Annotated in this window: 17 protein-coding genes; 10 read left to right on the forward strand and 7 right to left on the reverse strand. The window is 73.7% G+C overall.

What is annotated here, in order from left to right; translation table 11 throughout:
* Positions 1–30: 30 nt before the first annotated feature.
* Entirely contained in the window at positions 31–1,611 is a 1,581-nt protein-coding gene (locus ACIRPT_RS22595; RefSeq protein WP_403829743.1) for a nitrilase-related carbon-nitrogen hydrolase, read from the reverse strand.
* A gap of 174 nt (positions 1,612–1,785) precedes the next feature.
* Between ACIRPT_RS22595 and ACIRPT_RS22600 the strand changes: the two genes are divergently transcribed.
* From ACIRPT_RS22600 to ACIRPT_RS22615, 4 genes are all read left to right on the forward strand, one after another.
* Positions 1,786–3,066, forward strand: a complete 1,281-nt coding sequence (locus ACIRPT_RS22600) for a sensor histidine kinase (RefSeq protein ID WP_403829746.1) — start codon at positions 1,786–1,788, stop codon at positions 3,064–3,066.
* Positions 3,063–3,782 carry a response regulator gene (locus tag ACIRPT_RS22605; protein WP_403829748.1) on the forward strand — a complete coding sequence of 240 codons (720 nt, stop codon included), beginning with the start codon at positions 3,063–3,065 and terminating at the stop codon, positions 3,780–3,782. Before ACIRPT_RS22600 ends, ACIRPT_RS22605 begins: the two co-directional genes overlap by 4 nt.
* Positions 3,783–3,855: 73 nt before the next feature.
* Complete coding sequence (locus ACIRPT_RS22610; protein ID WP_403829751.1) at positions 3,856–4,722, forward strand: helix-turn-helix transcriptional regulator; 867 nt, start codon at positions 3,856–3,858, stop codon at positions 4,720–4,722.
* Positions 4,723–4,766: 44 nt separating this feature from the next.
* The gene (locus ACIRPT_RS22615; protein ID WP_403829754.1) at positions 4,767–5,774 is read left to right on the forward strand and encodes a zinc-binding alcohol dehydrogenase family protein; all 1,008 of its coding nucleotides are present in this window, start codon (positions 4,767–4,769) and stop codon (positions 5,772–5,774) included.
* Between the two features lie 60 nt (positions 5,775–5,834).
* On the opposite strand, the gene ACIRPT_RS22620 is transcribed toward ACIRPT_RS22615, so the two are convergent.
* Both ACIRPT_RS22620 and ACIRPT_RS22625 read right to left on the reverse strand, forming a co-directional pair.
* Positions 5,835–6,542: a 1,4-alpha-glucan branching protein gene (locus ACIRPT_RS22620; protein ID WP_403829757.1), complete on the reverse strand. Its 708-nt coding sequence runs from the start codon at positions 6,540–6,542 to the stop codon at positions 5,835–5,837.
* 72 nt (positions 6,543–6,614) lie between these two features.
* The gene (locus ACIRPT_RS22625; protein ID WP_403829760.1) at positions 6,615–6,962 is read right to left on the reverse strand and encodes a MerR family transcriptional regulator; all 348 of its coding nucleotides are present in this window, start codon (positions 6,960–6,962) and stop codon (positions 6,615–6,617) included.
* A gap of 523 nt (positions 6,963–7,485) precedes the next feature.
* Here ACIRPT_RS22625 and ACIRPT_RS22630 point away from each other — a divergent pair.
* Together ACIRPT_RS22630 and ACIRPT_RS22635 are read left to right on the forward strand one after the other, a co-directional pair.
* Positions 7,486–7,689 (forward strand): cold-shock protein, encoded by a 204-nt coding sequence (locus ACIRPT_RS22630; RefSeq protein ID WP_006604579.1) that lies wholly within the window; start codon positions 7,486–7,488, stop codon positions 7,687–7,689.
* Between the two features lie 511 nt (positions 7,690–8,200).
* On the forward strand, positions 8,201–8,482 hold the full coding sequence (locus tag ACIRPT_RS22635) for an SCO5918 family protein (protein WP_403500227.1): 282 nt from the start codon (positions 8,201–8,203) through the stop codon (positions 8,480–8,482).
* A 61-nt stretch (positions 8,483–8,543) separates the two neighbouring features.
* On the opposite strand, the gene ACIRPT_RS22640 is transcribed toward ACIRPT_RS22635, so the two are convergent.
* Both ACIRPT_RS22640 and ACIRPT_RS22645 read right to left on the reverse strand, forming a co-directional pair.
* Positions 8,544–8,813, reverse strand: coding sequence for a hypothetical protein (locus tag ACIRPT_RS22640; RefSeq protein WP_403829765.1), 270 nt, complete (start codon positions 8,811–8,813; stop codon positions 8,544–8,546).
* A gap of 644 nt (positions 8,814–9,457) precedes the next feature.
* Entirely contained in the window at positions 9,458–10,342 is an 885-nt protein-coding gene (locus ACIRPT_RS22645) for a hypothetical protein (RefSeq protein ID WP_403829768.1), read from the reverse strand.
* Between the two features lie 475 nt (positions 10,343–10,817).
* Here ACIRPT_RS22645 and ACIRPT_RS22650 point away from each other — a divergent pair, with 475 nt between their 5' ends.
* The 3 genes from ACIRPT_RS22650 to ACIRPT_RS22660 all read left to right on the forward strand — a co-directional run bounded on the left by ACIRPT_RS22650 (position 10,818) and on the right by ACIRPT_RS22660 (position 13,686).
* On the forward strand, positions 10,818–12,506 hold the full coding sequence (locus ACIRPT_RS22650; RefSeq protein WP_403829771.1) for a hypothetical protein: 1,689 nt from the start codon (positions 10,818–10,820) through the stop codon (positions 12,504–12,506).
* Positions 12,503–13,081, forward strand: coding sequence for a hypothetical protein (locus tag ACIRPT_RS22655; RefSeq protein ID WP_403829774.1), 579 nt, complete (start codon positions 12,503–12,505; stop codon positions 13,079–13,081). Before ACIRPT_RS22650 ends, ACIRPT_RS22655 begins: the two co-directional genes overlap by 4 nt.
* Positions 13,082–13,179: 98 nt before the next feature.
* Positions 13,180–13,686, forward strand: a complete 507-nt coding sequence (locus ACIRPT_RS22660; RefSeq protein ID WP_403829777.1) for a DUF3558 domain-containing protein — start codon at positions 13,180–13,182, stop codon at positions 13,684–13,686.
* Positions 13,687–13,725: 39 nt separating this feature from the next.
* On the opposite strand, the gene ACIRPT_RS22665 is transcribed toward ACIRPT_RS22660, so the two are convergent.
* Both ACIRPT_RS22665 and ACIRPT_RS22670 read right to left on the reverse strand, forming a co-directional pair.
* Positions 13,726–15,240 (reverse strand): serine/threonine-protein kinase, encoded by a 1,515-nt coding sequence (locus tag ACIRPT_RS22665; RefSeq protein WP_403829780.1) that lies wholly within the window; start codon positions 15,238–15,240, stop codon positions 13,726–13,728.
* Positions 15,241–15,445: 205 nt separating this feature from the next.
* A complete protein-coding gene (locus ACIRPT_RS22670; protein WP_403829783.1) occupies positions 15,446–16,759 on the reverse strand; it encodes a diacylglycerol/lipid kinase family protein in 1,314 nt (437 codons plus the stop codon).
* Positions 16,760–17,140: 381 nt separating this feature from the next.
* Here ACIRPT_RS22670 and ACIRPT_RS22675 point away from each other — a divergent pair, with 381 nt between their 5' ends.
* Entirely contained in the window at positions 17,141–19,894 is a 2,754-nt protein-coding gene (locus ACIRPT_RS22675; protein WP_403829786.1) for a LuxR C-terminal-related transcriptional regulator, read from the forward strand.
* Positions 19,895–19,905 lie beyond the last annotated feature (11 nt).

Here is a 19,905-nt window from a genome sequence, read left to right on the forward strand (position 1 = left end):
GCCTCACTTTAGAGGCGCGGGACGGTGACACTACTGGCCAGTACGTGTGCCGTTGGTCACCGTCGGCGACGGCGGCGTTCCGGTGCGGCCGGGCGCCGCACCGCGGCGGACGCCGCCCTTGCCGGCCGCGCCGAGGGCGAGCAGCGTCGCGACGGTGGCGAGGCAGAGCCAGGCGAAGGCGTCGCCGATCCGGGTGTAGAGGGTGGTGGTGCCGCGGGTCGGCACATAGGCCACGGTCGTCTGCCGGTCGGTCGTGAAGTAGTCGGTGGTGGCCAGGACGTGACCCTGGTTGTCGAAGGCGGCCGAGACGCCCTCGGAGTCCTGGCGCATCACCGCGTAGCCGCTCTCGATGGCGCGCAGGGCGGCCTTCTGGGTGTGCGCGCGGCCGTATTCCCGCCAGTCGTGCGCGGGGATGAGCATGAGGTCGGCGTCGACCCGCATCATGTCGGGGAAATCGGCGTCGTAGCAGATGACGCCCGCTATCCGGCCGAACGGCGTGGCCACGACGGGGACGCGGCCGTCCCCGGGGGTGAAGGGCTCGGACCCGGGAATGGGGTGGGCCTTCCGGTAGGTCCCGAGCACCTTGCCGCGCGGGTCGATCAGGACCGTCTCGTCCCGGCCGTATGCCGGACCTGCGGTGCCGTAGACCTCGACGCCGATCTCCAGGTAGATCCGGGACCGGCGGGCCTGGTCCCGGGCCGCGGCGATGGTGGTGCGCTCGTCCGCCGCCGTCGTCTTGACGGCTTCCTCGGGCCAGATCACGAGCTTCGCCCCGGCGTCAGCCTCCCGTTCGGTGGCGGCCAGCAGGCTGCGCAGTACGGCGGTCATGGCCGGCCGGAGCGTCGTGGCGGCGGCGATCTCGCGACGCCCGCCGGGAATCCGCGCGATCGCCGCCTTCTGGGCGCGGATCGCCGACGCCTCGGCGGTGACGCCGGCGATCCGTACCGTCGGCGCCTGGGGCGGGAAGAACGCGAGCCGCGCCCCGCCGCCGAGCAGGACGGCCAGCAGGACGGCCGTGTACGTGATGACGCTCCCGCGGGCGCGGCGCCACGAGGCGGTCTCCCAGGCCCGGTTGACCACGCAGGCGAACCAGGCGATCAGGAACCCGATCCCGTACGAGCCGGTGACCGAGACGACCTGGAGCAGGGGCAGGTCGCCGTACTGGGTGACCGCCAGGTTGCCGTAGGCGGTGCCGAACGGGGACAGCACGGTGATGAGGAATTCGCAGCCGGCGACCGCCGCGGGGAAGACCGGCAGCGCCATCCACGGGCGCAACCGGCCGATGAGCAGCCGGTCGAGCAGGAACGGGAGCGTCAGCAGCGCGGCGAGCGCGACCGCTCCGGCGAGCGTCACGGGGCTGAATCCCATCCCCGAGGCGAAGAGCCAGAAAGCGGCCGCGGCGATGTTGGCCGCCCAGACCCACAGGGCGCCCGGCCAGGCGCGGGTGGTGCGGGTGAAGCGCAGCAGGAGAACGGGGAAGACCCAGGCCGCGGCGGCGATGTCCCAGCGGCCGCCGACCGCGAGGAGCTGCGCGGCGGCCCCGAGAGCCAGCAGCGCGTAGCGCCGCCAAGTGGGCGCGGGGGGTCTGTCGTTGCCCGTGGTGGTGTGCATGAGTGCGTCGGTCCCCTTGGTGTGGTGGCTGGTGGGGGTCGGGACCGACGCTAGGAGCGCGCGGACGGCGGAACCGTCGTCCTGACGGCCGATCCTCCGCGGGCCCGCGCAACTATCGATGCGTCCTCGCGGAGGATCCCCCCGGGCCCGCGGGTGGCTAGCCTTCGGCCGGAGATGAACACACACACGACGGCAGTCCTGCGCGGCGCGTACCGCCGGTTCGCCGGCCGGCCCTGGCTGACGGACCTGGCGCTCGGCGGCGGGCTCACCGCATTCGACGTGGCGACGTTGGCGGCCAGGGAGCCGGCACCGAGCGCGGTCGGCGTGCTGCTCTGGGGGCTGGGGACCGTTCCGCTCTTCTGGCGCCGCCGTTGCCCCCGCGCGGTCCTGGCCGCGATGACCGCCGTCTTCGTCGTCTTCGAGACGCTCGATCCGGTCGCGGGCAAGACGCCGGGGCCCTATCTGCTGATCTTCGCCGTGTACGCGGTCGCCCGCTACCGCTCCGTGCCGGTGAGCCTGGCGGCGACGGCGCTGTCGCTGATCGCGGCGGTGGCGACGGACCTCGTCACCGGGCGGTCCGGGCCGCCCCAGCCCGGCTCGCTGGAGCCGATCACCGCGACGACGTTCGTCTCCTTCTACGGCGTCGCCTGGCTCCTGGGGTACGGGCGGCGGCGGATCGGCATTCAGGCCGGCCGGCTGCGCGAGCTCAACGACCGGCTGCGCGCCGAGCAGGAGACCAACGCGCGGCAGGCGGTCGTCGCCGAACGGGCCCGTATCGCCCGCGATCTGCATGACGTGGTCGCCCACCACGTCAGCGCCATCGCCCTCCAGGCGCGCGCCACGGAGGAGGCGCTCCAGGACGAGGCGGTCCGGGACGGTGCGGTCCGGGGCGGCGGCGTGGTCCTGGAAGGCGGCGTGGTCACGGACGGCGGCGCGAAGGGGGTGGCGCGCATCGCGGAAACCGCCGACACGGCGCTCATCGAGATGCGCCGCATCCTCGGCCTGCTCACCGCCCCGGAGGAGGACCTCACACCGGAGCCGTCCCTCCAGCACCTCGGCCGGCTCATCGACGCGGCCGAGGCGGCCGGCTGCCAAGTGACCGCGACGCTGGACGATTCGCTCGGCGCACTTCCGCTCGCGCTGCGGATATCGGGCTACCGCATCGCGCAGGAGGCCCTGACCAACGTGCGGAAACACGCGGGCCCCACCGAGGTGCTGATCTCCGTGCGGCACGGCCGGACGGAGCTGACCATCGAGGTCGAGAACGGGCCGCCCGCCCCCGGCCACCGGCCCGTACCCGGCTCGGGCCGCGGCCTGATCGGCGTCCGCGAACGCGTCGCGGCCTTCGACGGCACCCTGCACACCGGCCCGCTCCCGGGCGGCGGGTGGCGGGTCCTGGCCACCCTCCCGCTCGCCGCGGACCCCCGGGCCGTTCCCCGAAGGGTGCCCTCATGAGCCTGAGCGGCCGGGCGACCACGCGCGTGCTCATCGTCGACGACCAGGAGATGGTCCGGGACGCGCTGCGCGCCGTCATCGACCGCCGGGACGACTTCCATGTCGTCGGGACCGCCGCCGACGGCGCCCAGGCGGTCGCGCTGGCCCCCGAACTCCGGCCGGACGTCGTGGTCATGGACGTCCGGATGCCCGGCATGACCGGCGTCGAGGCCACCCGGCGCATCCTCGCCGACTGGCCGCATCCCGAACCGCCGCCCCGCGTCCTCGTCCTGACCACCTTCGACCTGGACGAGTATGTGCACTCGGCGCTGCGCGCGGGCGCCTGCGGATTCCTGCTGAAGAACAGCCCGCCCGGCCAACTCGCCCACGCCATCCGGGTCGTCGCCGACGGGGAGGCCATGCTCGCCCCCAGCGTCACGAACCGGCTCATCGCCGCCTTCACCGCGCTGCCCGCCGGGCTCGTACGCGGCACCCGCGGCCCGCCGGCCGGCCGCGATCCGCTTCCGGACGCCCTCCGCACGCTCACCGAACGCGAACTCCAGGTCCTCGTCCTCGTCGCCCGGGGCCGGTCCAACGCCCAGATCGCCGACGACCTCGCCCTGACCGAAGCCAACGTGAAGAGCCGGGTCAACCGCATCCTCACCCGCCTCGGGCTGGACAACCGCGTCCAGGCCGCCCTGCTCGCGCACGAGGCGGGGCTGCTCGGTCCTCGGTGAATCCGGGCCGGGCCGCCCGCGGGGACGCCACGCGACCGGCGCGGACGCGCGGGCGCTGTTTAGGGTGGCTGTCATGACCACTGACCGTTCCGCGGAGTCCCGTGACCGTCGTCGCGTCGAGCTCCGTGAGTTTCTGCGCAGTCGCCGGGCCCGGCTATCGCCCGCGGACGTCGGTATGCCGGAGGGCGGGCGGCGGCGTACGCCGGGGCTGCGGCGCGAGGAGGTTGCGGTGCTCGCCGGCGTCGGGGTGTCCTGGTACACGTGGTTGGAGCAGGGGCGCGACATCAAGGTCTCGGAGGAGGTCCTCGATGCCATCGCGCGGGTGCTGCGGCTGGACGACGCCGAGCACGCGCATCTGTACCGGCTGGCCGGCCTCAACCCGCCGCAGGCCGCCTCGGAGCCGTCCGTGCCCGCCCCGCCGCAGGTGCGGCGGCTGCTGGACGCCTGGTCGCCGCGGCCCGGGTACATCCGCGACCGCCACTGGAACTTCACCGACATCAACGACGCCGCCCGCATCGTGTTCGGCTACGGCGAGAGCGACCACAACTGTCTGGTGTCGTACTTCAGCAACGTCCGCTACCGGGTGCTGCACCGGCACTGGGCCGAGACCGCCCCGTACGTGGTCGCCGGTTTCCGTGCCGATGCCGCGCGCTACCCCGAGGACCCGGAGTTCGACCGCATCGCCGAGGAACTGGCCCGCCACAGCGCGGAGTTCGCCGAGCTGTGGAGCCGTCACGACGTGGCCGAGCACACCTCAGCGGTCAAGGCGGTCGACCACCCCGACGCCGGGACGCTGGTCTTCGACGCCACCCTGCTGCCGCTGCCCGAGCTGCCCGGCCACCACCTGATCCTGCACAACCCCCGTCCGGACACCGACACCCAGGAACGGCTGGAGCGGCTCATGGGCGCGCGCAGCGTGGTGGTGTCACACCCAGGATGAGCCGACACTGCCGGGCGCCGTGACACCCCGGCAGGATCACTGTCATGAACAGCGACAGCAACAGCAACAGCGACCGCACCGGCACGCAGATGAAGGCCGTGACCATCCCCGAGTTCGGCGAGGCCGACGTGCTCCGCGTCGCGCAGATGCCGGTCCCCGAGCCCGGACCCGGCCAGGTGGCCATCGACGTGGCCCATGCGGGCGCCAACTTCGCCGAGGTCCTCTACCGGCGCGGCGTGGTGGACGTCCCGCTGCCCTTCGTGCCCGGCATCGAGGTCTCCGGCCACATCCGCGCCCTCGGCGAAGGCGTCACGGACCTACGGGTCGGCCAGCCGGTGGCCGCACTGACGATCGTCGACGGCGGCGGCTACGCCGAGGTGGCGGTCACCTCCGCGGACCTGGTCGCCCCGCTGGACGGTCTCGACATCGACCTCGGCGTGGCCGCGGCGCTCCCCTCCAACAGCACCACCGCCTTCCTCGTCCTGGACCGCGTGGCGCGCATCGAGCCCGGGGACCGGGTCCTGGTCCATGCCGCGGCGGGCGGCGTGGGAAGCCAGCTCGGCCAGGCGGCCCGGCTGCTGGGCGCCGGCCGTGTGGTCGGCACGGTCGGCAGCGAAGCGAAGATCGAGGCCGCCAGGGCCTTCGGCTACGACGAGGTCATCCTGCGCGACCGGACCGCCGAGGCGGGCGAGTTCGACATCGTCGTCGACATGGTCGGCGGCCCCTCCCGCACCGCGAGCCTGGACCGCCTGGCCCCCATGGGACGCCTGGTGGTGATGGGCAACGCCTCGGGCGCCGAAGACATCGGCCTCTCCGCCAACCACCTGTGGTTCACCAACAAGACCGTCTCCGGGTTCAACCTCGCCGCCTTCTCCGCGGCCTTCCCCCAGGACGCCGGGCAGGCCCTGCGCCGCGCGGTGCATGCCGCAGCCCAGGGCACCCTGCGGGTGCAGACCGAGACCCTGCCCCTGGACCACGCCACCGAGGCACACCGCCGCATCGAATCCGGCCGGACCACCGGCAAGCTCGTCCTCACCGTCGCGACGCCGTAGGCGGGCACCGCGCACCCGGGCGGGAGAGAAGGCCGCCCCGCACTCCCCGGGGGCCTCCTCCTACTCGGCGGCCCCGGCCGCGTCGCCGGGTACGACGGCGTAGGGGCCGCGCCCCTTGGTGCCGTCCGGCAGCAGCCAGTCGGCGGTGACATGTCCCCGTAGCTGTGCCGGGTCCGGGGCGGAAGCGTCCTGGGCGGGGTGGAGGACCCGGCGCACCCGTACCCGCACCGGGCCGGACGCGGCGGTGGCGGTCTCCAGCGCGATGTCCGTGCCGTGCGGGCCGTTGTCCACGACCGTGCTGCCCACGAGCGCGGACCCGGGCGCCGCCTCGGCGGACGCCGCGAAGTCGCTGGTGACGGACGGGTCCGGGGTGTCGGTGAGGCTCTGGGCCTGCGGCTCGGCCGTGCCGTTGAGGAGGGCGAACAGCTGCGCGACGAAAACCGGGTCATGGGTGGCGTCGTAGACCCACCGCGGGCCGAGCACCTCGTGTTCGAGGGTGCCGACGAGCGCATGGTCGGCTCCGTCGAGCGGCGCTCCCCGGTAGGTGAGCGGTACGTGATAGACGACCGGCCGGTCGCCGGAGCCGTCACAGACCGCCATGAACTCGATCCCGACCTCCCCGTCCGGGTCATCGAGCCGGAAGCCGCCGGCCTTGGCCAGTTCCGGCTGACGCTGCCCCGTGCCCGCGTACCAGGGCTGCCCGGGAAGCCACGACGTCAGCAGCTCGAGCTTGCCGGGCTTCAAGGTGATGTGATGAATGACGGCCATGCCGCAACGTCCTTTCTGTCGAACGGACTTACGGGATCAGCTTGTCAGCCGCTGCTGCCACGCGCAGCCGGATCAGCCGCGAGCGGGCCCGTCCGGTCCGCCCTCGCGCCGGCGCAGCTCTTCGTTGAGCCGCAGGGCATCCTCGAGCTGGTCCTCGAGGATGATGATGCGGCAGGCGGCCTCGATCGGGGTGCCCTGGTCGACGAGTTCGCGCGCGCGGGCGGCGATACGCAACTGGTAGCGCGAGTAGCGGCGGTGGCCGCCGCCGGACCGCAGCGGGGTGATGAGCCGGGCCTCGCCGAGGGCCCGCAGGAAGGCGGGCGTGGTGCCGATGATCTCCGCCGCGCGGCCCATGGTGTAGGCGGGGTAGTCGTCGTCGTCGAGATGGTCGGTGGCGTTCGGTCGGGGATCCGGAGCCATGCGCACCCTTCGTCTCTGGGCGCACTCCGCGGCCCTGCTGCCAGGCATTGCTCTGTCGGCAGTCCTGTGTCCGTCCGGCCGGACGGCTTTGTGCTGTGCGGCGGAGCCTATCCGCTGGCGCCGGAGAATGTCTATTGCGGCCGCTGTAGATTTCGCCCGCACCGGAGTGGCGCGCGCCCAAGTGGCATGCGGATTCGGCGTCGACGACGGTGAATGACGGTGAATGATGATCAATGGGGCGATGAATATCTCATGTCGCGGCCGAAGGAATTGCGGCTGCGCCGGCGTCGGTTTTGGCGCTCTGCGCCCGTCGGCCGGGAAAATTTCCGTGCGGTGCTGTAAGGGCCGTGCTACTGTCGATAACAGTTGCAGTTGTGGTTCCCAAAATTTTCAAGTGCTTCGGCCGTCTTCGCGCCGGCCGAAGTGGTTTGTGTAGCCGGAGTTTTCCGGATGGGGCAATCATCGCGGCGACGCGAGGCCCGCGCCGTGCGGGTCCAAAGAATTCCCCGAAGGAGAATCAGATATGGCTACTGGCACCGTGAAGTGGTTCAACTCGGAAAAGGGCTTCGGCTTCATCGAGCAGGACGGTGGCGGCGCCGATGTGTTCGCCCACTACTCGAACATCGCCGCCCAGGGCTTCCGTGAGCTGCAGGAGGGCCAGAAGGTGAGCTTCGACGTGACGCAGGGCCAGAAGGGCCCGCAGGCCGAGAACATCGTTCCCGCCTGACGCTGAAACATGCAACGCTGGGGCCCGCGCCGTGGATGCGGGCCCCAGCGCTTGTCTATTCCCAGCCGGTGCGGAGGCCGTCGGATTGCCGTCGCCGCGGCTTTCGGGTCCCGCCGTTCGCGCCCCGTCCCTGCGCTCGCCTTTCCGAGTTCACCATGCGCCGTGTCCGGCCGCTCCGGCTATCGCGAATTTCCGAAGTGCGCACACCGGAAATCATCGTCGCGGTCGGATTTGTTTGACGGTTTATCCGATTCGTTATTGCGTTTCTTCGTGCGGTCCGCTGGTCTGATGGTCCGTCGGGCCTGGGATTCCTCGTACAGGTCGCTCTCGAGGAAGGTTCGGCATGAACTGCCCGGCCCGCACGGATGGTCGCAACCGTTCGAAGACATCGAACCGCGCAAAAAACCCGCGTTCGGCGCCCCGCCCGCGCCCGCCCGCGCCCCGCGCGGCCGTACCGATCCGGAACTCGGCCGGAAGCACCGGTCCCTCCCTCCAACCCTGTTGAGGCACCATGCGATGCGTTATCGCTCACTTTCCCTTCGACTTCGTCAAGAGCGAGGTGGAGCAGCTGATGGCGGGTATCACGCCGGAGCCGGCCGTCGGCCCCTGCGTGGTCATCGGCCGACGTACGTACCCCGTCAAGCAGGTCGGTGCGGTGATCACCAGGCAGGATCGCCGGGACTTCACGGCGGGCGAGGTGACCAGGGCGCTGACCCGGCTGGGCTTCACCTGCGTCACCGCCCCCGCACCGACCGCGCCGGACTCCGACGAATTGCCCGGATTCCGGATCTGATCCGTCCTGCGGCGACCGGCCGCAGGGGGTGCCGCGCGACACCGGCGCCCGGCCGCACGGGTCAGGCGCTCTCCTCCTCTTCGGCCTCCATGCGCCGGATGCCCTCATGCGTCAGCGCGACCGTCGCGGGCGTGTTCCGCGTCGTCCAGTCGACCTCGACCAGCCCTTCGCCCACCAGATAGCTACAGGCGGCGGCCAGATCCTGCTCGGGCATGTGGAGGTCGTCGTGCAGGCCGGCGCCGGTGGCGCCCGGACGGTTGTCCTCGGCGGCGTCGTACAGCGCCTGCATGATCGCTGCGCGGTAGTTCTTCCGCTCGTGCAGTGTGGTCATGACTGCCGCTCGCTCCTCGTTGCGGTACGGCGGTCCGCCGCCACGGCGCGCCCGGCGGGCGGCGGTGGCGGCGGGAGTGTCATCGCGGGCCTCTCGGCGGGGGCGCGTCGTGCTGCGTGTTGCGCAGGCTGATCAGATACGCGACCAGGGCGATCAGGACCACGATGGCGGCCACGGTGACAACGGTCTCCACGTCCTCACGTCCTTCGCGCGGTCGGCACGCCGACCGGGGCGGAGAGCTCGCGGAGGAGCAGGCCGGTCTCGGTCATCGTGCGGACCCGTCCCCGGCCGCGTTCGCCGCGGCCCGGTGTTGCTGCTCGCCGAGAACGGCACCGCGTCGTAGCCGGTGCCCGAAGTGCTCCCGGTACTTTCACCCTACTCCGGCTCCGGGCGCCGCTCCTGGCGTCGCGCGGGCCGCGGTGGCCGGGGCGTCCGGGCCGGCAATTCCGGCCCGGACGGGTAGATCCTCATCGGACCGGCACCGGCACCGGACGGGCGCATCCGGTCACCGGGGCCCGGGAGGGGCCGCGCGCATCATGAGGACGCCGGGCGTCTGCCCCGTGCCGTTCCCATGACTCACACCTCGCGTATGAGGCGGCGGCTGCCTTCCCCCGCCGCCGCCCCGTGCTACGAGGCCGGCGGCGTCACGAGCCGATGCACACAACTCCCAGCAGGCACAGGTGTGTTGGCTGCGTCTGGTCGGCGGCCGGCGCGCTCGGGGCGGTGGCCGCGGGAGCCTCCGCCGAGGGGGCTGCGTCGGAGTCACCGGCCGGAGCGGGGGCGGACGTCGCCGGTGCCGTGACGGCGTGGTGGCCGGCCGGGGCCTGCTGGGCCGGCGGGGGCGTGGAGTGCGGCGTCGCGCTCGGGGCCGCGAGGGGGTGGGTCGTGGTGGCGGTTTTCGGCTGCCGGACCGTCATGGTGGTGTGCTGCGGAGCGGCGGCGGTGTTCTGCTGCCGGTGGGCGTCCTGCTGCCGGTGGGCCCCTCTGGAGGGGCGGGAGTCGAGGCGCCGGGAGTCCCCGGAGTCCGGCTCCTTCGAGGCGGAGGCGGCGGGCTCCGTCCGGGGCGTGCCCACGCTCTCCGGCTCCGGTGACGAGGCCGCGTGGGCCTGGGAGGGCTTGTTCTGCAGCATGCTGACGGTCAGGCCGCCGCCGACGAGGGCGAAGGCCGTTGCGGCCACGGCCCGCCGCCGGTGCTTCTTCCACCGTGCCAGCTGCCGGCGCCGGGCCGCCCGGCCCTGACCCGTGGCGGCGGTGGCGCCGGAGCCGTCGGGCGAACCGGCCTCCGATGCCTCCGTCGCCACGTCCTCGGAGGCATCGCCGACCATCGGCGCGGCAACGGAGCGAGCGGCGCCCTGCTGCGGTCCGGGTGCGGGAACGTCCGCGCCGGGCCAGGCCTCCCATGCCGAGGGAGCGGCCGCCGCGCGGTGCGGGCGGTGGGCGGGCGGTGCTATGTCCGGGGCGTAGTCGCCACACCCGGGGCAGACGAGGGCCCCATTGAGGTTCCGGCGGCACGACGAGCAGTAGTCCATCTGGGATCTTTCTGTGCTGACTGCGCCGCCGGAGGGGGACGGCGGCGACCTGATCAAGGTCGCACGCGATTTCGAGCGGGCAGTAACGCTAACGGCACCCACCCACCGCAGAACGTGGGGGCTGTGACGCTTCGGTGGAGATTCTTTGAAGGCCTCCCCCGCACTCCGGACATGTCGCGATGGATCCCCCGGTGTGACACTGGACTTGTCGCGCACTGTGTGATCTGCGCGCGGTCGGGCCTCCCGTCCGGGCCCCCGTCCGGGCCCTGCGGCGCGGCGAGGCGGCGGTCGCGGAAATGCGACGGGCCTGGTGACGCGGGGTGTGTACGGATCCGGCCACTCGCGGCGCACAACTGCGCACGACTGTCCAGGAATCCCTTCCGGACGCCGGGGCCCGGCGCCATACTGCACCTAACGCAACTCTCTCAACACGCGTAAATGGAGAGGGAGTTCGACCATCGAGGGGTGCGTGATCGTGCCTGGTCAGTCCGAGGCGTCGCCGCAGCAGGGCGCCGCGCCGCAGCACATCCGCAGCGAGGCCACCCGGCTGCTGTGCGCGGGTGTCTACTTCGACGTCCAGTTCCGCCGCCGCGTCATCGAGCAGCTGGTCGAGCACGAGGAGCGCCCGATCGCCCCCTCGCTCGGCATCGACGCCCTGCCGGTCCTCGCGCATGCGCTGTACGCCCGCCGCCGGGAGGCGGAGACCGGGCTGGTGCTGCTGGCCGTCTGGGCGGCGTTCATCTGGCTGGGGCTGGCCGGGGTCGGATCGCAGATGGTGTTACCCGTTCCCATCCCCTGGTTCCTGGCGTACGGCCTGGTCTGCCTGGTGTCCCGGAGCGTGCGCGGGGGCCCGGGTGCCGTCTTCACCCTCGGCCGCGCGGTGCTCAAGGAGGCCACGCGCGGCCGGCTGAAGGCGGTGCTGCCGGTCCTGCCGTTCGCCGTGTCGTTCGCTTACTGGGCGGCCGTGCTCTTCACGCTGTTCAGCGGCGCCGACGCCTGGGCGGCCGTGGTGTTCCCGGCCCTGCTGGTGCCGCCGCTGTGGGCGTACCGCGCACACGTCGTCTCCGTGATGCGCCACAAGCTGAGCCGGGGCGCATACGCCAGGACGCCCCGGGAGAAGCTGCCGGACAGCGAGCAGTACCGGCGGATCGGCGCGGCCATCGACCGCGAACAGCATGCGAGCCTGGCGATCTACGACCCGTTCAGGCCGTTCGTCGGGGCCGGCGAGCCGTACCAGCCCTGGTCGTTCGTCATGGAGCTGAAGCGGCGGGCGGGGCAGGAGCAGCCCAAGCGGCTGGATCCGACGCGGCGGCCGGGTCCCGGGGCGGATGCCGGTGCGGGGGCCGCGCCGCTCACGGGCCGCGAGGTCATCGATCTCATCACGCCCCGCTTGGAGGCCCTGCGCACCTCGGCCGCGGCCAGCAGCCGTGACCGCCTCCGCGGACTCGAGATCGACGAGATGGTCTATCTGCCGGTCGGCGCCGCGCGGGACCAGGTCACGTACGAGCCCGACGCCGTCCGGCAGCACCTCGACGGCGCGGTCGGCGAGGGCGGCGAGGCGCGCCGGCACTTCCTGCGCGTGCGGGTCGGCGCATGGGACGAACAGGTCGCGGTCTCCCTCCTGGTCCGCGTCCACACCCAGGGCGGGATGCTCGTCCTGGAGGTCGTGCCGCATGTCCTCACCCCGGTGCGACCAGAGTTCAAGTCGGTGGATGTGATCACCGCGCCAACGGACGACGGCCTGCTGCGCGAGGCCGTACGCGGCCTGATCACCAGCCCCGCGGCCGGTTGTGCCGCCGGGATCTCCCTGATCCACACGGCCGTCTCCGTGTTCCGTACCTGGCTGACGCTCCCGCAGTACGCGATCCCGGACGGGCCGGCCACGTCGGTGCGGGAGCTGGGGAGCGTGCCGGAGATCTCGCTGCTCCAGGAGATGGACATCAGCCGGTATGTGAAGACGCTGCAGGACCGGATCGCGAGCGGGGTGCGCGAGGCGCTGCGTACGAAGGGCTACGAGACGGGCGAGTTCGAGCAGTACGTCATCAATGTGAACGGCGGCGGGGTCTTCATCGGGAAGATGAGCGGCGGCGCGGTCGCGTCGGGCGAGCGGGCCTCGGCGAAGCAGGTGGACGCGGCGGCGGAAGCGGGGGGTGGTCGGTCGTGACGACGGAGCGGCGGGATCCGGCGGAGGGCGAGGGCGCTGCCGAAGAATCCGCCAACGGCCCGGCAGCACAGGGAAGTTCGGGCGGCATCAGCATCGGCGTGCTGACCGGTGGCGCGGTGGCGGCGGGGGAAGGGGCCGGCGCCGAGGACCGCTCGCAGCGCGTCGGCCCGGTGGCGCCGCCCCCGTCCGCGAGCGAGGGCCCGTCCGTGCCGCCCCCGGCCACGCCCGGCGGTATCGGCATCGGCGTCATGACCGGCGGCGCGGTGGCGGCGGGCCCGCGCGCCACGGCCCTCGACGCCTCGACGCAGCTGATCGACGCCTCCCCGGAACTCCTCGCGGCCGTACGCACCCTCCGCGAGCAGCTGGGCCTGCTCACCCCCGGTGCGGAGATCTCCGAAGTCGATGCCCGGCTCGCCGAGGCCGAGGAGGAGATCGGCGCCACGGGACGGGTGCGGCGCGGCCGCCTCCAGTGGCTGCGCGAGCGGCTCGACTTCGGGGCGACGGCCGCGGCCGGGCTCGCCTCGGCGGCGTCCGTCGTACAGCAGATCACGCAACTCTTGGGCAGGCAGGGGTAGTTGTCGTGGACCAATGGGATGAGGACAGACAGGAGTGGTTATCGCCGCCGCGTCCGGCCGGGCCGCCACCGGGCAGCAGGCACCGGCGTCTGCTGATCGTGGCGCTCGCCGTGGCCCTGCTGGCCGGTGCGGCCGGCACCGGGATCTGGTTACTGGCGCGCGACGACGGCGACGGCGCGTCGCATTACCCGGGCGGCTCGTCCGGGACCGGCGCCGCGTCCGACCCGTGCGCGGCGGTCGACGTCGCCCTGGCCAAGGAGTGGGGGCTGGACTCGGGCCGGCCCGACAACCCCACCGACCCCAATGCCGGGCTGACCTCGTGTCAATGGGGCTATTACGGCTCGAACACCTCCGCAACGGCCGTGTTCCACCTCATCTACGCCAAGGGGCCCGTGCCCATGTCTCCGTCCCCGACGCCGATCGCGGTCACCGGCGTACCGTCCGCGACGGCCTCGGAGAACGACACCGCCTGTGCGGTCCAATGGCCCACGTCGTTCGGGAAGGCGATCGTGCACGTCGCCCGGTCGGGCGAAGGCCTGCCAGGGGACCTGTGCAGCCTCGCCGCCGGCTTCGCCGGGGCGGTGGCTCCCCGCGTGCCCGGTTGACGCCCGCCGCCGCGCCCGCCGGCCGGGTGGCGGCGGTCCTCACCGATCCTGTTCGCGGAGGTGGATGCCCTTGACGGTGGCGTCGAAGACCGGCCGGTACTGGTTCCACTGCGCGTTCGGCGCGGAGAGGTAGACCACGTACTGCGTGCCGTCGGTGCCGCTGAAGGCCAGCTCCACCGCCCGGTACTCCCGCAGCCGGCCCTGGAAGGTGAACTCCCAGTACGCCGCGGGCCGTCCCCGGAACGTCGAGGCGGCCATCCTGACCCGCTCGTAGCCCGCGTTGTCGCGGCGCGTCTGGGCCTCTTCGGTCTCCCGCCAGTGCCGGAGCGGATCGGACCCGGCGAACTCGACGACGTCGACCCGCAGGGCCACCCGCTGGGACGGGTCGATGTACGCCACTTCACCGCCGGGCATGTCCTTGGGGGTCCAGCCGTCCCGTACGGGGACGGAGAAGCCCTGGCCCGCCTTGACGAGGTGGTAGCCGGCGGGCAGCGGTGGCGGCGGGGAAGGGCTGGCGGCCGGAGGGCGACTGGCGGCGGCCGGGGACGGGTGGCCCTTCACCGAAGCCTCGCCGCTTCCGGGCCACAGCAGTACGCCGCACGTCACGGTGGCGGCGGCCACCACCGCCGCGACGCTCCACAGGGCCGCGCGACTCCCGCGCCCGCCTGCGCGCGCGGGAGTCGCGGCCCGGCTCGCGCGCTCCGGCCGGGTGGGCGCATCGCCGGCGGCCCCCGTTGCGGCCGCACGGCCCAGGAGGCGTTCGGCCTCGCGCGCGTCCATGCGCCGGTCGGGTTCCTTCACCAGCAGACCCTCGATCACCGGGGTCAGCTCCCCGGCGTTGCGCGGGGGATCGTAGGGGGCGGCGGCGATGGCGTACGCCGTCTCGATCGCGGTGTCCCGGCCGAACGGATGGCGCCCCTCGACCGCCTGGTACAGCGTCACGCCGAGGGACCACAGGTCGCAGGCGGGGCCGGGCTCGGCGATGCCGCTGCGGAGGCGTTCCGGGGCGAGGTACTGGATCGACCCGACCAGCTCGCCGGTCTTGGTCAGCGACGGCGTCCCGGACTCCACGGCGATTCCGAAGTCGGTGAGGACGATGCGTCCGTCGTTGCCGAGGAGGACGTTGGCGGGCTTGACGTCCCGGTGCAGCACTCCGGAGTCGTGCGCGGCGCGCAGCGCGGCGGCCATGATGCGCCCGATCCGGGCGACCTCTTCCGGCGGCAAGGTGCCCTGCCGCTTGAGGACATCGCCCAGGGTGACGGAGGGGACGTACTCCATGACGATGCAGGGCAGGCCCTCGTCGTCGACGACGTCGTGCACCACGATCACGTTGGGGTGGGTGATGCGGGCGGCGCTGCGGGCCTCGCGGCGGGTCCGCTCGTAGAGCCGCTGGATCTCGTCGTCGTGCAGATGCGGGGGCACGTGCAGCTTCTTCAGGGCGACGTGCCTGCCGAGCAGTTCGTCCTCGGCCCGCCATACGGTGCCCATGCCGCCGCGGCCCACACGCTCCACCAGCCGGTAACGGTTGGCTATGAGCCGTCCCAGATCGGACACCGTGAGACCTACTTTTTCCCGCACGCCTGAGCACGCCTGAACAGATTGCGGGTGCACCATAGCGCGTGCGGATTGCATGGCCATGGCAGACGTTTCCCCGGGCTTCGGCGCGGAGTTCCGGGCCGAGGGTGCGGGCACTCCGGGGGGGCGGGGCAACTTCCCTCGCGGTTCCTCCCGTTCACCCGGGAGGGGCCTTCCCCGCGCGCTACCTCGCCAGCGCGAGCCGGCGCAGCCGCCGCCAGTCCACCCGGGGCTTCGCCCGCGGCACACCGGGGCGGCGGCGCGGCACGCGGACGCGCAGCGCCCCGGGCCGGATCGTGCAGCGGACGGGGGTCGGCAGGGTGAGCGCCTCGCCGTCGACGCCGGCCTGGATCTCGGGCTCGTCGGCGTCGACGACGACCTCCCGGGCGGTCAGCGCGGTGAGGCCCGGCCCGTGCCTGCCCCGCAGGATTCCGGCCGCCTGCGCCGCGTTGTCGACGGTGATGCCCAGGACGCCGAGGACACCCGAATCCAGGTCTTCCCGTCGTCCCAGTCCGGCCGGATCGCCCATGCGGTAGGGGTTGTTGCTGACGAGGACCGCCTGGGGTCCGTCGAGGGCCGTGCCCGCCGCGCGGACGGCCAGCCGCGGGCCGCGCTGGTGCGTCAGCAGGTCCGGAAGCATCTCCAGGATGGTGCGCACCTTGTCGTCGCGGTAGGCGGGGCTCTGCACGACCGCCGCGTACGTCCCGAAGGAGGCGTTGTTGACGAAGGCCCGCCCGTCGATGAAGCCGAGGTCGACGCGGAGTTCGACGCCGTCGGTGAGGGCGTCGAGGCAGCTCGCCGGATCGTCCCGGTCCAGGCCGAGGTCGAGTGCGAAGTGGTTGCGGGTGCCGGCGGAGATCACCATGAACGGGACGCCGTGTTCCGCGGCCACGCCGGCGACCATGGCCTGGGTGCCGTCCCCGCCCGCGACACCCAGGAGGTCGGCCCCCTCGTGCACGGCGCCGCGCGCCAGCGCCACCACGTCCTCGTGGTGAGCGGTATCCAGCAGATGCACGTCGGCGCCGAGCTCCTCCGCCCTTTCCTTCAGGTGGAAGGCGCCCACCTTTCCGCCGCCGGAGCGGGGATTCATGATCAGGAACGGGCGCTCGGGCGGAGCGGCGCGGGCTTCCGACGTGCGGCCGGGCCCGGTGTCCCCGCTGAGCGCGGCCCCGCCGACGGAGACCGCCAGCGCCCACAGGGCGAGCGAGACGAGTACCACCCACAGCAGCCCGGCCCAGGCGTACAGCGCGAGCACGACGGCCGGAGCCAGGGCGGCCAGGGTGCCCGCGAGCACCCTGACGAGCCCGCGCCGCGTCAGCATCCACCAGACACCCGCGGCGGCGACGGCGAGTCCGGCCAGCCCCGCCCCCAGGAGTACGACACTCCGGAGCCCGGCGAACACGAGCAGCACCAGGGCCGCCGCGGCCGCGGCCGTCAGGGCCAGCAGCGCGGACCAGCGCCGCGTCCTGCCCTCGCGTGAGCCGGCGTCCGTACCCATGGAGACTCCTGGCGGTCCTGCGGCCGGGGGTGGTCCGGCCGGTCCGGACATGGCCTGGGGAGCGCTGCCGTGCGTGCCCCCGTTCCGGCCCCCGCTCCGGCGTGCCGCCTGCCATTTCACGGCCGGCGGCCGGGTGGGGCATCACCCGGGGCGGGTGAACGTCGTCGGCGCGCGGCCCGGCCCCCGGGAGGCTGCGCGCCCCGGGAGGCTCCGCGCCCCGGATGGCGATCATGCTCCGGGGGCCCCGAAGATGGAGGGGAACGGGATCTTCATGGGGCGGGAAGCGGTTCGACGGAGATGACCGCAGCGCCCGGCAGAGTGCGGCGGCGGGCGGCAGGCGACGCCAGGAGTGCCAGGAGCCGCACCCGGACGGTGGTGCCCATGCCCCGCAGCACAGCCGCAGCAGCGGCGGACGGCGATGCGGAGTCCCGTACCTCCCGGACGCCGGCGACCGCCCCGGCTTCCGGGCGCGGCGCCCCGCATCCGGACCCGGCCGGCGACCCCATCCTGGCCGCCAAGTTCTGCCTCCCGTCCGTGCCGCGGGAATCCGTCCGCCGGCAGCGGCTGCTGGACCGGCTCACCGAAGGCACCGCGGGACCGCTGACCCTGATCACGGGCCCGGCGGGCGCCGGGAAGACGACGCTGGCCGCCTCGTGGGCACGCGAGGAGAGCGCACCGGGCCCGGTGGTGTGGCTGACGGCCGAGCGGGACGACGCGGCGCCCGGGGTGTTCTGGGCCTATGTCCTGGAGGCATTGAGCCATCACGGGGCCGGGCTGCCGGACGAGGTGGGCCGGCCCGGCTCCGCCGACTCCGTCGACCACGCCCTGCTCGCGAGGCTCGCCGCCGCGCTGGCACAGCTGCGCCGGCCGGTCGTCCTCGTACTCGACGGCCTCGACCGCGTGCCCGGACGGGAGGTGGCCGAGGGCCTGGATTTCGTCCTGACCCATGCGGGACCGCGGCTGCGCCTGGTGCTGATCAGCCGCGTCGACCCGCTGCTTCCGCTGCACCGCTACCGCGCCGACGGCCGGATACGGGAAATCCGCGGCGCCGACCTCGCGTTCACCCGGCCGGAGGCCGCGAGGCTGCTGCGCGGACACGGCCTGGGACGGTACGAGGAGAGCGTCGACGCCCTCCTGGCGCGCACGGAGGGCTGGGCGGCGGGGCTGCGGCTGTGTGCGCTGGAGATGCGGCGGGCCGACGACCCGGCGGGCTTCGCCCGGTCGTTCGCCGCGTCCCGGAGCGCCCTCGCCGACTACCTGCTCACCGAGGTGTTCGCCGCCCAGCCGCCCGCCACCCAGGACCTGCTGCTGCGCGGCAGCATTCTCGACCGGGTTCACCCGGACCTGGCCAACGCCCTGACGGGACGCGAGGACGCCGAGTGGATCCTGGCCCAGCTCACCCGCGCCCATGTCTTCGTCGAGCCGGTCGATGCCACACCGTGGTGCCGCTACCAGCCGCTGTTCTCCGAGGTGCTGCGCATGCACCTGCGCCATCACCGGCCCGGCCTCGAACCCCGGTTGCGCCGCCGGGCCGCGGTCTGGCTCGCCGACGCGGGACGGCTCGCCGAGGCGGTGGAACAGGCCGCCGCGGCCGGGGACTGGGAGTGGGCCTGCGCGCGCATGGTGAACCGCCTGGAGATCGGACGACTGCTCACCGGCCCCGAGGCACACCGGCTGGAGCGGCTCTTCGCCCGCCTGCCCGGCGATCCTGCCGGAGCGGCGCCCGCGCTGGTCGCGGCCGCCTGCGCCCTCGCCCGGTACGACACCGCGGGCGCCCGGACGCTGCTGGACCGGGCCGCGGAAGCACTGCGCGAGCCGGGAGCGCGGCCCGTACCGCAGGCGCGGCTCGCCCTGGCCCTGCTCCGGCTTCTCGCCGGACCCGGCGCGCAGGGCGGCGACGGCGCCGGCCGCACGGCCCTGACGGCGGCGCGGCGGATCCGCGAGCTCGCCGGACAGGCGCCGCGGCCACTGGTGGAGGCGCACCCGGAGATCGAGGCGCTGCGGCGGTACGGGCTGGCGTGCGCCCTGCAACTGGACGGGCGGTCCGACGAGGCCCCGGGGGCTTTCGCGTACGCGGCGGAGGGCTGCACCGGCGAGGTGGCCCAGGCCGTCCGGCACCACTGCCTCGGCCGGCTGGCGCTGATGGAGGCCCGGCGCGGGGCGCTGCGCCGGGCCGAGGAACATGCCCGGCTCGCCCTTGACATCGCCCGGCACCGCTCCGTTCCGCCGGCCCGCCGGTCCGGCATCGGCCACCTCGCCCTGGCCGCTGTCGCGCTCGAACGGGGCGAACTGAGCGAAGCCCGCCGCCGTCTCCACCTCGCGGCCGCGTCCCCGGACGCGGGATACGACCCGGTCGCCGACGCCGAGATCGCCGTCACCCGCTCCCGACTGGACCTCGCGCACGGCCGCCGGCACGCCGCGCTCGCGGCCGTCGACGCGGGCCACGCCCAGGCCGGCCCGCTCCCGCTGTGGCCGGCGCAGCGCCTCGCCCTCGCTCGGGCGGCGGCCCAGCTGGCCCGGGGCGACCCCGCGTCGGCGATCGCGGTCCTGGACGAGCGGGGCCCTGACGGACCGGACCGCACCCTCGCCCTCGCCCAGGCCCATCTCGCCGCCGGGGACCCCGACCGGGCCCTCGGCCTCCTCGCGCCCCTGGACGGCCGGCCGGACGCGGGAGTCGCGGAACGGGTCCGCCTCCGCCTGCTCCGGGCCCGCGCCGCGACCCTGTCCCAGGACCACGAGACGGCATGCGGCCTGCTCCGCGACGCGCTGGCCCTCGCCCGCCCCGAGCGGATGCGCGGGCCCTTCACCGAGGCGGGCCCCTGGGTGGCGCACTTGCTGAAGCGGCCCGACCTGGCCGCCGGGCAGGCCTGGCTCGCGGCCCGTCCGGAGGGCGCCAACGGCACGTCCCGCGCGGACGGCCGGCCACCGGCGCCCGTCACGGTGGAACGGCTGACCGACCGTGAGCGCGAAGTGCTCCGGCACGGCGCGGAGCTGTTGTCGACCGAAGAGATCGCCGAGGCGATGTATCTGTCGGTCAATACGGTCAAGACGCATCTGCGGAGCATCTACCGCAAGCTCACGGTCTCGCGCCGCGGGGATGCCGTGCGGCGCGCGCGGGAGCTGCATCTGCTCTGACCGCATCTGCT

The sequence above is a fragment of the Streptomyces sp. NPDC101227 genome, from assembly GCF_044767545.1.
Lineage (GTDB): Bacteria > Actinomycetota > Actinomycetes > Streptomycetales > Streptomycetaceae > Streptomyces.

Excerpts from the sequence above, each read along its gene's own strand:
- ACIRPT_RS22595 (WP_403829743.1), bottom strand. The coding sequence starts at position 1,611 with ATGCACACCACCACGGGCAACGACAGACCCCCCGCGCCCACTTGGCGG.
- ACIRPT_RS22600 (WP_403829746.1), top strand. The coding sequence starts at position 1,786 with ATGAACACACACACGACGGCAGTCCTGCGCGGCGCGTACCGCCGGTTC.
- ACIRPT_RS22605 (WP_403829748.1), top strand. The coding sequence starts at position 3,063 with ATGAGCCTGAGCGGCCGGGCGACCACGCGCGTGCTCATCGTCGACGAC.
- ACIRPT_RS22610 (WP_403829751.1), top strand. The coding sequence starts at position 3,856 with ATGACCACTGACCGTTCCGCGGAGTCCCGTGACCGTCGTCGCGTCGAG.
- ACIRPT_RS22615 (WP_403829754.1), top strand. The coding sequence starts at position 4,767 with ATGAACAGCGACAGCAACAGCAACAGCGACCGCACCGGCACGCAGATG.
- ACIRPT_RS22620 (WP_403829757.1), bottom strand. The coding sequence starts at position 6,542 with ATGGCCGTCATTCATCACATCACCTTGAAGCCCGGCAAGCTCGAGCTG.
- ACIRPT_RS22625 (WP_403829760.1), bottom strand. The coding sequence starts at position 6,962 with ATGGCTCCGGATCCCCGACCGAACGCCACCGACCATCTCGACGACGAC.
- ACIRPT_RS22630 (WP_006604579.1), top strand. The coding sequence starts at position 7,486 with ATGGCTACTGGCACCGTGAAGTGGTTCAACTCGGAAAAGGGCTTCGGC.
- ACIRPT_RS22635 (WP_403500227.1), top strand. The coding sequence starts at position 8,201 with ATGCGATGCGTTATCGCTCACTTTCCCTTCGACTTCGTCAAGAGCGAG.
- ACIRPT_RS22640 (WP_403829765.1), bottom strand. The coding sequence starts at position 8,813 with ATGACCACACTGCACGAGCGGAAGAACTACCGCGCAGCGATCATGCAG.
- ACIRPT_RS22645 (WP_403829768.1), bottom strand. The coding sequence starts at position 10,342 with ATGGACTACTGCTCGTCGTGCCGCCGGAACCTCAATGGGGCCCTCGTC.
- ACIRPT_RS22670 (WP_403829783.1), bottom strand. The coding sequence starts at position 16,759 with ATGGGTACGGACGCCGGCTCACGCGAGGGCAGGACGCGGCGCTGGTCC.
- ACIRPT_RS22675 (WP_403829786.1), top strand. The coding sequence starts at position 17,141 with ATGCCCCGCAGCACAGCCGCAGCAGCGGCGGACGGCGATGCGGAGTCC.